Here is an 11,581-nt window from a genome sequence, read left to right as displayed (position 1 = left end):
CAGAACACACTGCGCAACGCGTACGCAAAAAAAATCGAAGGTTCGCATTGCTGCGGAACCTTCGACCCGGTTCGCCGACCGTGCAGACGTGGCGCCTGCCCTTCAGCTTCTTGCGAGCATCGGCATCAGACGGCGGAGAAACAGTTGTCGACGAACAGATGGGTGCCGTTGACGAAACTCGACTCGTCGGACGCCAGGAACAGCGCGGCCGCCGCGACTTCCGACGGCTCGCACAACCGGCCCTGCTGAATCGCGATCGCCGCTTCGGTCGCGTCGACGCCCATCGCCTGCAGGTCCCTGAGTTCGCGCATCCCGTGCGGCGTGCGGATGAACCCCGGCGCCAGCGCGTTGCAGCGAATCCCTCGGTCGCGGTACTCGACCGCGATGGCCCGCGCGAACATATGGCACGCCCCCTTGGTCGCGTCGTACAGCACCTCGCCCGGCGTCGCGCATACCGCGGAAATCGACGACGTGCACACGATGCTGCCGCGCCCCTTCTCGAGCATCTGCGGCAGTACCGCCTTCGTCATCAGGAACATGCTCTTGACGTTCACGCCCATCAGCCAGTCCCATTCCGACTCTTCGATGTCGAGGAACGGTTTGACGATCAGCGTCCCGGCGTGATTGAACAGGATGTCCGCATTGCCGTATTGCTCCCGCGCCGCGTCGACGGCCTGCCGGACCTCCGCCTGTTTCGACACGTCGGCGCCGAGGCCGATCGCCTGCAGGCCGGCATCGCGCAGCCTGGACGCAAGCGTTTCGGCGGCGTCGCCGTCCCGGTCGACGATCGCGACCTTCGCGCCCTGTGCGGCGAACAGTTCGGACGCAGCCCCGCCGCATCCGCCGGCGCCGCCGCTCACGATGGCGACCTTGCCGGCCAGGCGGCCGTCAATCCTTGCATTCATTCATCGTTCTCCTGTCTGGTTCGTTCGGCCTGCTCAACTAAATAGCGTCCGAAGATGATCGTTGAGGAAGTAGCCTTCGGGGTCCACGCTGCGGCGCAGTGCGCGGAATGCTTCGGCCTTGGGAAACCAGCGATCCACGTCTTCGCGGTTCGTGAAGTGCAGCTTGCCCCAGTGCGGACGCGAGTCGTAGTCGCGCAGGATGTCGTCGACATCCTTCAGGAACGGCCAGTAGTCGACGCCGTTCGGGCCGCCCGAGCATGAAATGGTGACGCTGTCCTGGTGGTTGAACGGGCTGATCCACGCCGGATCGCCCTTCGTGAAGCGGTATTCGACCGGGAAAATGCAGTCGCGGTGTTTCGTCAGAATGAGGTCGCGGACGCGGCGCAGCGCTTCCTTGCCATGTTGCGCAGGCACCGCGTACTCGAGTTCGTGGAAGTTCGGCACGTAGTGGATCGCATACACCTCTGAGCTGTATGCGATCTTCTCGTGCTCGCCTTCATGGAACGTGCGCTCCGCGGTGATATCCATCACCTTGATCTCGCATACGTCGTAGTCTTTCTTCGAATTCGACACCCCGGCGGTGTCGGGCAGGCAGTACAGGTGGCGGCTTTCGGACGTCGGACACCAGAAGAAGCCGAAATGACGATGCTGCGCCGCCAGGTCGTCGTATTGCTCCATCAGCGCTTCGAAGTCCTCGCGCCAGACACGGTCGTGCAGCCAGAATGCCTCGGTCACCTGCAGCGTCATCTCCGAGACCACGCCGAACATGCCGATATTCACCTGGGTCGCATGGAGCAGGTCGAGGTCCTTCCGGTCGCTCACTTCCATGATCGAGCCGTCGGGACGCACGATGCGCATCCCGACCACCTGCGACGACAGGTTGCTCAGCGTCGCCCCCGTGCCGTGCGTGCCGGTGGCGAATGCGCCGGCAATCGCCTGCGAATCGATGTCGCCCTGGTTGACGAGCGACAGGCCGAGTTCCTTCAGCCGACGCGTCACCGCATTGAGCCTGGTGCCGGCCTTCACCGTCACGCGCTTGCGCGCTTCGTCGACATCGACGATGCCCTGGTAGTCCTGGAGCGACAGCAGCAGGCCGCTCGTCGCCACGACCGGCGTGAACGAGTGCCCCGACCCCGAGCATCGGACGTGCTTGCCCTGGCGCGTCGCGGTGCGCACCAGTTCCGCAATCTCGGCCTCGCTGGTCGGCGACGCCATGTGCGCAGCCACGCACGACTGATTGCCCACCCAGTTTCTCCAGAATCCGCCACGAGGAAGTTCCATCAACGTTGCTCCAGATAGGCACCGCGGTGCGTTGTCGGGATGGCTCGGCCACTGCGTCGCATTCGTGCCAAAGGTAGGCCGCCGAAACGCTTTTCACTATCGGATTTCGGCAAGCGAGGGTTTCCACGAGGCTGCGCCGGACCGGGGCTTTTTGACCGGCTTATCGACCGGCTACAATGATTCGACCCGGCCCGCCCATTCCCGCCCCCGATGACGCCGTCTGCCCACCCGAGCGATTTCTCTGGCGCCCCGTTGTTCGCGCGAGCGGTCGCGTTCTGCGCGTTCACCGACGTGGAGGAACAGGCACGGTCGTTCGAAGGCTGGGACCTGAATTACACGCAGATCTCGGACGGCCTGTTTCATGGCTCGTCGTCGATCGTGTCGCTGGGCGGCATCAAGCTGCTGGTCGAGGACCTCGACAAGGTCATCCTGCAGCGGGGCGCGGTGCCGTCGGACCGGATCGCCGTGGCCGTGCCGCTGGAACTGGAAGGGCATGCGCGCATGTGCGGCGAGAAAAGCGGGCGCGACAGCCTGCACGTGTTCTCGAGCCTGCCGGAATTCGAGTTCTACTCGCCCGACCGGCACGTGCTCGTGAATGTCGAGATCGAGCCCGACAAGCTGTCGACGCAGGCGATGCGCACGGTCGCCGCGTCGCTGCGCGCGCGCACGCTCGCGCCGCTGATCCCGATGCCCGCCTACGTCGCGGACAATCTTCGCGACCTGCTGCGCCGGACGCTGGCCGCCGCGGCGAAAAGCACCTCCGTCGAAGACGTGACGACGCGCGACCGGATCGAACTGCTGGAGCGGACCGTCCTGTATGCAATCTCGGAAGTATTGACGGCGGCCGCGCCGGAGGCCGCCGCGCAAGCCGCACGCCCGACGAAGTACTGGTCGCTGGTCAGCGCGGTGCAGGCACGGCTTCAGGACGCATCGACCTGCCCGTTGTCGATCGCCGAACTGTGCGTGCAACTCGGCATCAGCCGGCGCACCGCTCAGTATGCGTTCCACGACGCGCTCAACCTGAACCCCATTGCGTATCTGCGGGCCGTTCGACTGAATCACGCACGCCGCGAACTTCGGCTCGGCGAATCCGTGACGTCCGCCGCAACCAAATGGGGCTTCTGGCACCTGAGCAGTTTCGCGCAGGACTATCGCGCGATGTTCGGCGAGTTACCGTCGGCCACGGCCAGGCGCTACGCGGCGCGCCAGGCCGTCTGAAAGCCTTTCGCGGTTCGGCGGCCGAGCAAGACCCCACACCGGCCGCCGTCCTGCTCACGCCATCACTCGCCCTGCTGTTCCTGCTGCGCCTGCACCTGCCGCTGCTGGATGAACTGCCGTACATCGCTCATCGTCACGCGGCCGGTGTGCTTCGCATCGATCTCGTCGAAGTGCTTCGACACGAAACCGAGCCCGCTGCTCTGCGCTTGCGCCTTCGTCACGGCCGCGCCGTTGCTCAGTACCGTATTGGCGCCGAGCCTCGCGTCGACGCGCCGCTGCGCCTGCTGCTGCAGCGTCGCGCCGGTCGACGGCAACACCGGCGCCGCACGCGTGGCAGGAAAGAACGGACCGTCGACACCGCGCCCGCCATGCGGCAGCTTCACCGGTGCCACCGCCTGCGGCGGCAATGCGTAGGCGCTGCTCATCGTGGCACCGAGGACGATCAACGCAGACATACGCCGAATCAATTTGATTAGGGACATGATCACTCGCATTCAATGGATGAATAGAGGGTTCCTTTGACAAGGAGTCGGTCGCTCAAGGGGCCGCCGCCAGCGTCGTCGCGGCCGTCGCGCCCGGGACGCTGCCGGTCGGCACGCTGGGCGGGTTCTCGTCCGGCCACGGCGGCGGAAGCGTATGCAGCGTCAGCGCCGTCGGAATCCGCTTGCCGCGATAGAACGTCGTCAGGTCCCGCTTCATCTGCGGACGCGCGACATCGTCCAGGTAAGTCATGTGACCGCCCTGGAAGAAGTTCACCTGCAGCTTCGGGTTCAGCCCCTTCACCGTCTGCAGCCGCGCGAGTTGCTTCTCGGTGTTGAAGAACGGCGTCGCGAGATCGTGGAAGCCATTCTCCGCGAGCACGCGAAGCTTCGGGTTGAGTTGCAGCGCGCCGAGCAGATCGGGGATCGTGTCGGGCATCGGCTGGCCGTCGTGCGAGAAGTCCCATACGCCGATGATGTTGTCGTTCAGCGGCAGGTAGGTCGCGTTCGGCGCGGTGTAGCCGAGGTAGTCCGGCATCTGCGTCGCGAGCGCGTTCGTGAACGGCTGCGAGATCAGGATGTCGGACGGGTCGCCGTCGGTTTGCAGCCGCGGATCGGAGTTCGGCAACGATACGCGTCCGTCATACCGGCCGACCGTCGTTCCGGGCAGCAGGCTCGTGCCGAACGGATTCGCGTTGAAGTACCCGCGCAGCGCCTGTTGCGTCAGGCTCGACGGGATCGACCACAGCTGGAGCGTCGCATCGCTCGGGAATACCGGCGTGCCGAGCGCATCCGGAATGCCGAGTTGGCTCAACACCCACGACTGCGAATACTTCTGCAGTTGGTTGTAGATCAGCGTCGTGAACAGTTCCGTCTGCAGTGCGTACAAAGCCTGGTTCACCGGCGCCGGCGATACCTGGTTGAAGTACGCCGCGACCGCCGCATAACCTGGCAGGTAGCCGGCCACCGTATCGGTTTCGAGCAGCAGCCCTTCCGTCGACTGCGTGATCGCCACCGCTTCCACCGCATCCGCGAAGTAGTTCAGGATTGCCGACTGCAGCACGATGCCCGTCAGGTGCACGCCGGCCGATTCGAGCGCGAGCGCCAGCATGTCGGTACGCGGCGTGCCGTACGATTCGCCGTACAGGTAGATCGGCGACGTTCCGCGGCTGTTGACGTTCAGGTAGCGCTGGATGAAGTCGCGCATGATGTTCACGTCCGCATCGGAACCCCAGTACTTCTGGTTGGTGTTCGGCAACACGGCTTCCGACAGCCCGGTTCCCGGCGGGTCGATGAACACGAGGTCGGTGGTGTCGATCAGGCTTTCCGCGTTGTCGACGAGCGGATAGTTCGGCCAGTTGCTGCCGAACAGCGGATCGGGCGTCGCGACGCGGGTCGGCGCGAACGAGCCGAGACGCAGCCAGATCGACGACGAACCTGGGCCGCCGTTATACACGAACGTGACGGGCCGCGGCTTGCCGTTCGTGCTCGGCGCGGTGTACGCGACATACGACATCGACGCTTCCGCATTGCCGTTCGCGTCCTGCGCGGTCAGGTGGCCGGTGGTCGTCGTGTAGTTGATGGTCGTGCCGCCGGACTTCCACTGGTAATGCATGACCGCCGCTTTCTCGGACACCTGCGCGGCGGCGAGGCCGTCGGTCGCATTCATCGAATACGCGACCTGATCGACGTAAGGCTGGTTGGCCGCCGGCGTCTGGCTGCCGGCCGATTGTTGCGCGCTGGCCTGCTGGCTGGCTGTCGCCTGCGCGAGGCTCGACGCGCCGACGGACGACGAATCGTCGCCGCCGCATGCCGCGAGCGCCAGCGTCATGACGGTCAATGCGCCTAGCCCGGCCAACCGGCCGTGACGGCCACGGCGGCTGCCGGTACAGCTCCTGTCTGGTTTCATCTCTGCCCTTTGATTTGGTTCGGATACCGCTTCACAAAGGCCGCCTTCGCCGGCGAGACGCGCAGCAACACCCGCCACTCGCGCATAAGGCGGTTGGGATCGGACTGCTTCAAGAGACTGAACGTGATACAGACACAGCAAACTGCCGGCGAGAATCGTGCTTGAACCGCCCCCTGCAGTTTGGACTTCTTTTCTGATTACCGAAATTTACGACATCGACAAAATAGGCGGTGCTGCGCCGCGTTGTCAAAGATCATTCCGATATTAAAAATCCCGTAATGATGCGAAGGCTGGTCAGTGTCTGGGATTTGAAAGAAAGCGGGACTATTCGTGCAAGGTGCGCTTTATCGGCGATGCTTCGTCGAATATTTTACTTTTCCCTCACAACGCTGAAGCACATTCAGTGTTGATGCAGCGCCTCAAAACAAGCCTTCATATCGACAGGATTTTTCTTTCATTTTTATTATCAACAATCGATTAAAGCGGCATAGCTGCATGCGTACGTGATTCGCTGATTTGATTCACTTCATCCATTTGCCAATCCCGGTGCTTATGCGCACCTCGCCATCCATAAAATACCGATTCCGATAATTCAATCCGGTTGCAGTGGAATTATTTACCCGATATCCGACCGGATTTTCCACGGTGCGAGCGGCGCGCGATACACACGCGCCGTCGCCCGTCACAAACACTCAACCCGCGATCAACGCCCGCCGCCCGGCAGCGCGATATCGATCAGCACCGGATCGTGATCCGACGAACGATATGCATCCGGCGCGTAGTACGTCTTCTGCTGCTCGGCCGACTTGTACGCCATCGTGTATTGCAGCGCGAGCGGCTCGTCCGCGTTGATGTGCCATTCGTGCACGGCCTTCACGTGCGACGCGAGCAGCAGCGTCGCAAGCGCGTGATCGAGATAACCGGCTTCGCCGTTGTACACGTAGCTGTACGCGTTCGCGCCGATCCAGCGCGCGACGAGGTTGCGGTAGCCGCGCGATTCGAGCGTGCGGATCGGGTCTTCATGCGTGTAGCTGTTGAAGTCGCCGATCAGCAGCACGCCCTGGCCTGCGACACCGGTCGGCGTGCCGGCGAGCCAGTCGGCGACCTTCGCCGCCGCACGCGTGCGCGTCGGGTTCCAGCAGCCCTGGCCGTCGCCCTGGTCGAGATCGTCGTTCGCGGCGTCCGGGCAGTTCTTCGACTTCAGGTGGTTCACCGCAATCGTCAGCGCCTGCTTGCCGCCGATGCGGCGGAACGACTGCGCGAGCGGCTGGCGATTCTTGTCGTCGATCGCGAGCGTGGCCGCGCGGCCGACCGGTTCGACCTTGCGGCCGTCGTAGATCAGCGCGACCGCGATCGCATCGCCGCCTAGGCGCGACGTGCCCGGATCGACGACGCGCCAGTTGTTGCCGAGCTTCGCCGCGAGCTGGCGCACCGCGCTCAGTTCGCCGTAGCCGTTGTTCTGGATTTCCATCAGGCCGATCACGTCGGCGTCGAGCGCCTTCAGCGCGCTGACGATCTTCGCTTCCTGGCGCTGGAATTCCTGGTAGTTCTTCGCGCCGCGGTTGTTCGGATCGTCGAAGCCACCGCCGAGACCGTTGCCGTTGAAGTAGTTGAGGACGTTGAACGACGCGACGCGCAGGTTCGATTTCGGATCGCGCGCGGGCGCGTTGGTGCGCGGGTTCGTGCGCGCGTCGAATGCCGGCACGGCCGCGCCGGGCAGCGGCTGCACGCGCCATGCGCCGTACCGCACTTCGAGCACGCCTTCGACGTCGCGCACCGTGTAGCCCGCGCGCAGCGTGTTCGCAGCCGACAGGCCCGGCGCCGGATACGGCACGGTCGCGGGGTTCTGCTTGTTCGAGCCGTCGTCGAGGACCAGCCGGTTGCGTGCGTTCGCATCGATCTGCGTCTGCGCCTGCGCGGGCGGCACGACGCTCGTCGGCGTGCGCAGGCGGCCGTTGCTGAGCAACACGCTGCCGTAGCGGCCGAGCTCATAGTTGTCGGTGACGTTCAGCGTCTGCGGCAGGCGCACGAGCATCCCTTCATACGCGGCGAACGCGTTCGGGCTGTCCACCGGCAGCGTGAGCGTCGCGGGCGTGACGGTCTGGCCGTTCGCGCACACCGCGATCGCCCCCGACTGCGTGAGCTGCGTCTGCCCGTATTTCTCCTCGACCTTGCCCGTCACGTGCACGAGATCGCCGGCCTTCGCACGCACTTTCGGCGCGTAGACGAACAGGCCTTCGGATACGCCCGGCTGGTTGCGGCGCTGCGCGTCCGCCTGCTGGACAAAGAAGCCGCCGAAGCCGTCGGTGCCGCCGAAATCGGCGGTGACGACGGCTTCGATCGACACGTTCTGGCCGGCGAGCGGCGACGGCGCGCCCGGCCCCTGGATATCGGCAATCGGCGTCGCGCTGCCGCCGCAGTTCGGGCTGACGGGCGCGGCGGGGGCGGCGATCGCCGGCGCAGCGAGCGTGGGCAGAAGCAATAGCGGGGCAAACAGGCGGATTGTCGAGCGCATGACGGGGAATCCCGGTTGTGAGGGTGGCGAAAGCTTAGCGGCGCTCAATGACAGTTTTTGGTAATCGCCAGACAGGCCGATGTAATTTCCGTTATCGCGCCGCGATCGCCACCGGCCACACGGTCGCGCATAAAAAGCGGGGAATCGTCCGACAAAAAATCTGCCGTGCTCGCGACGATTCCCCTGCGTGACCTTCGTCAACGCACCGCCGCGCTAGACCGTCCCCGGCAGCGCGCTCGACACGAGCACGGCCGCCACCATCAGCACGCCGGCCAGCACGACCGCCTCGATCCTCAACACCGCGCCGAACCGTCGCAACGGGCCGGCCGGCATCGCGGCGGACGGGTCCTTCAGCGCGGCCAGCAGCTTCGGCATCCCGAAGAGCCGGTTGTGTCCGCCGAGCGCTGCCGCGGTCAGCACGAGCGCGAACTTCAGCAGCAGGATCTGCCCGTACGTCGACGCGAGCAGGTTCGCCGACGTATCGACGCCGCGCCACCCGTTGTACGCGCCGGTCGCGAACAGCACGATCAACGCATAGGTCGACGCATCGGAAAGCGACTGCACAAACGACGCGCCGGTCGCGCGTTCGCTCGTGGGCATGCCAACGAGCCGCGACATCACACCGAACGCCGTCACGAGCACGAGCCCGACCCACGCGCTGATCGCCAGCAGATGCAGCCAGTCGACCCACACCGGCACGCTGAACAGCCCCGCATCGACCGGATGCCCGCCGTTGCTGCGCGCGAGCGCGACGCATGCGAGCGCGGCCCACATCGTGAACGGAAAACGCGTGTCGTTCGCATGTCTGATGAATGACAGCAGCACGACGACGACCATGAACACGGCGCTGGCCAGCCACGCATGGCCGAAGCCGGTGCCCACGAGCATCGCGCGGACGGACGGCCCGGCGTCGAGCATCGACACTTCGCTCATCAGCGCGCAATGCGCCCAGAACGCGGTGACGCTCGCGAGCAGCGACACGACGGACGCAATGCGCAGCGTCGCGACAAGACGACGCCCGATGCCGTGCTGCCACGCCGACGCGCCGCGCGCGAGCCAGTGACTGCCGAGCAGCGCGCCGACGATCACCGCGAACCCGGCGTTCTGGATCGCCACCGATACGAGCCGCAGCAGGCCGACGAAGCCCTCGTTCACCCTTTCACCCTGAACGTATAGGTGCCCTTGGTGCGATGCGCGTCGGCCGTCATCGCCGCCCACTGCACCGTGTACGCGCCCGGCGCGAGCTTCGGCATCGCGACGGTCATCACGCGCGGGTTCGACGCATCGACCTTCGCCTTTTCCTGCGTGACGGCGTTGCCGTTCGCGTCCGACACCTTCACCGAACTGAATGTCGGTTCGAGGTCTTCGTTGAACGTAAGCCGCAACGTGTCGGGTGCCGTGTCGACGGTGCTGCCCGTCGCCGGTGCCGCGCTTTCCAGCTTGCCGTGCGCCGATGCCGCGACCGGCGCGGCGGCAAGGATCGCACCGGCCGCGGCGAAGGCAGCCAGCCGCGTGAGAGTGGTGATCTTCATGTTCATGCCCGGCGTCACGGCTTCTTCAGTTCGACGACGGTCAGCGTGCCGCCGACGTCCTCGGCGACGAAGTCGATCTTGTCGCCCACCTTCACCTGCGACAGCATCGCGGGGTCCTTCACCTTGAACACCATCGTCATCGCGTCCATCCCGAGGTTGTCCAGCGGGCCGTGCTTGATCGTCAGCCTGCCCGCGGCCGTGTCGACCTTGCGGATCTCGCCGTGCGACATCCCGTGCTTCGCGTCGGCGCCCTGCTTCGCGCCGCCGCTCATGTCCATGCCGGCCATGTCGCCGGCCGCGTACGACGCGGCGGAAAACGCCAGCGCGCAACCCGTTGCAATCGAAACCAGTCCCTTCTTCATCGTGCTTGCTCCCGAGTGAGTGAATCGAAACCGGCGGCCGCATCGGCACGGCCGCCGCCTGCTGCTACTGCTGCTACTGCTGCTCAACCATCCGGCAATTCGCCGGTGTATTCGTATGCGACGGTGCCCTTCGGATGCCGGAACCAGCCCGGGTCGCGATAGTCGTTGCGGCCGAGCCCCTGCCGCACCTTGAGCACCGTGAACATGCCGCCCATCTCCAGCGGCCCGAACGGGCCCGTGCCCGTCATCATCGGCAGCGTGTTGTCGGGCAGCGGCATCTCCATGTTGCCCATCGCGCCGCCCGTGCTGCCCATCGCCATGTAGTCCGGCACGAGCTTGCCGATCTTCTTCGCAAGATCCTTCTGCGGCACACCGATCAGGTTCGGCACCTGGTGGCCCATCGCATTCATCGTGTGATGCGACTTGTGGCAATGGAACGCCCAGTCGCCCGGGCGATCGGCGGTGAACTCGATCGCGCGCATCTGGCCCACCGCGACATCGGCCGTCACTTCCGGCCAGCGCGCCGCCGGCGGAATCCAGCCGCCGTCGGTGCCCGCGACTTCGAAGCTGTAGCCGTGCAGGTGGATCGGATGGTTCGTCATCGTCAGGTTGCCGAAACGAATCCGCACGCGGTCGCCCGCGCGCACCGGCAGCGGATCGATGCCCGGGAACACGCGCGAATTGAAGGTCCACATGTTGAAGTCCGTCATCTCGTTCACGCGCGGCGTATAGCTGCCCGGATCGATGTCGTACGCGGCGAGCAGGAACACGAAGTCGCGATCGACCGGCATCGTGCCGCGATCCTTCGGATGCACGATGAACATGCCCATCATCCCCATCGCCATCTGCACCATCTCGTCGGCGTGCGGGTGATACATGTACGTGCCGTGCGATTCGAGCTGGAACTCGTAGACGAAGGTCTTGCCGGGCGGGATATGCGGCTGCGTGAGGCCGCCGACGCCGTCCATCCCGTTCGGCAGCCGCAGCCCGTGCCAGTGGATCGTCGTGTGCTCGGGCAGCCGGTTGGTCACGAAGATGCGGACCTTGTCGCCTTCGACCGCCTCGATCGTCGGTCCCGGCGACTGGCCGTTGTAGCCCCACAGGTTCGCGTTCATGCCTGGCGCCATCTCGCGCACGACGGGCTCGGCCGTCAGGTGGAATTCCTTCCAGCCGTTCTTCATCCGCCACGGCAGCGTCCAGCCGTTCAGCGTCGCGACGGGCGTGTAAGGCCGGCCGTTGGGCGGCACCAGCGGCGGCTGCGTGGCGGTTTTCGCCATCGTGGGCGCTTCGGGCAGCGACGCGGCGCCGGCCTTGCTGACCATCGCGGCGCCCAGCAGCGCGGCGCCCGAGCCGCTGAGAAATTGTCGACGGGACACCATG

Annotated in this window: 10 protein-coding genes; 1 reads left to right on the top strand and 9 read right to left on the bottom strand. The window is 65.3% G+C overall.

Annotation, left to right across the window (positions count from 1 at the left end):
* Positions 1-125 precede the first annotated feature (125 nt).
* The gene (locus DM992_RS27785; RefSeq protein WP_111019491.1) at positions 126-905 is read right to left on the bottom strand and encodes an SDR family oxidoreductase; all 780 of its coding nucleotides are present in this window, start codon (positions 903-905) and stop codon (positions 126-128) included.
* Positions 906-938: 33 nt separating this feature from the next.
* Complete coding sequence (locus DM992_RS27780) at positions 939-2,186, bottom strand: D-arabinono-1,4-lactone oxidase (RefSeq protein ID WP_111019490.1); 1,248 nt, start codon at positions 2,184-2,186, stop codon at positions 939-941.
* A 210-nt stretch (positions 2,187-2,396) separates the two neighbouring features.
* Between DM992_RS27780 and DM992_RS27775 the strand changes: the two genes are divergently transcribed.
* Positions 2,397-3,404: a helix-turn-helix domain-containing protein gene (locus tag DM992_RS27775; RefSeq protein WP_111019489.1), complete on the top strand. Its 1,008-nt coding sequence runs from the start codon at positions 2,397-2,399 to the stop codon at positions 3,402-3,404.
* 62 nt (positions 3,405-3,466) lie between these two features.
* Here the strand turns inward: DM992_RS27775 and DM992_RS27770 are convergent, their stop codons facing one another.
* The 7 genes from DM992_RS27770 to DM992_RS27735 form a co-directional block, all read right to left on the bottom strand.
* On the bottom strand, positions 3,467-3,898 hold the full coding sequence (locus tag DM992_RS27770) for a 2-oxoglutarate dehydrogenase (protein WP_111019488.1): 432 nt from the start codon (positions 3,896-3,898) through the stop codon (positions 3,467-3,469).
* Positions 3,899-3,941: 43 nt separating this feature from the next.
* On the bottom strand, positions 3,942-5,792 hold the full coding sequence (locus tag DM992_RS27765; RefSeq protein ID WP_111019487.1) for a peptidase S10: 1,851 nt from the start codon (positions 5,790-5,792) through the stop codon (positions 3,942-3,944).
* 703 nt (positions 5,793-6,495) lie between these two features.
* Positions 6,496-8,307 (bottom strand): ExeM/NucH family extracellular endonuclease, encoded by a 1,812-nt coding sequence (locus tag DM992_RS27755; protein ID WP_111019486.1) that lies wholly within the window; start codon positions 8,305-8,307, stop codon positions 6,496-6,498.
* A 213-nt stretch (positions 8,308-8,520) separates the two neighbouring features.
* Positions 8,521-9,462, bottom strand: coding sequence for a CopD family protein (locus tag DM992_RS27750; RefSeq protein ID WP_111019485.1), 942 nt, complete (start codon positions 9,460-9,462; stop codon positions 8,521-8,523).
* Positions 9,459-9,839, bottom strand: coding sequence for a copper homeostasis periplasmic binding protein CopC (copC, locus tag DM992_RS27745; RefSeq protein ID WP_111020428.1), 381 nt, complete (start codon positions 9,837-9,839; stop codon positions 9,459-9,461). The genes DM992_RS27750 and copC overlap by 4 nt, the downstream gene beginning before the upstream one ends.
* 14 nt (positions 9,840-9,853) lie before the next feature.
* Positions 9,854-10,201 (bottom strand): copper-binding protein, encoded by a 348-nt coding sequence (locus DM992_RS27740; protein ID WP_111019484.1) that lies wholly within the window; start codon positions 10,199-10,201, stop codon positions 9,854-9,856.
* An 83-nt stretch (positions 10,202-10,284) separates the two neighbouring features.
* The gene (locus DM992_RS27735; RefSeq protein ID WP_111019483.1) at positions 10,285-11,580 is read right to left on the bottom strand and encodes a copper oxidase; all 1,296 of its coding nucleotides are present in this window, start codon (positions 11,578-11,580) and stop codon (positions 10,285-10,287) included.
* Between the last annotated feature and the right edge of the window lies 1 nt (position 11,581).

Source organism: Burkholderia sp. JP2-270 (genome assembly GCF_003233675.1).
In the GTDB taxonomy this organism is placed as follows: Bacteria; Pseudomonadota; Gammaproteobacteria; order Burkholderiales; family Burkholderiaceae; genus Burkholderia; species Burkholderia pyrrocinia_C.
This window is presented reverse-complemented; position numbering and strand designations above follow the sequence as displayed.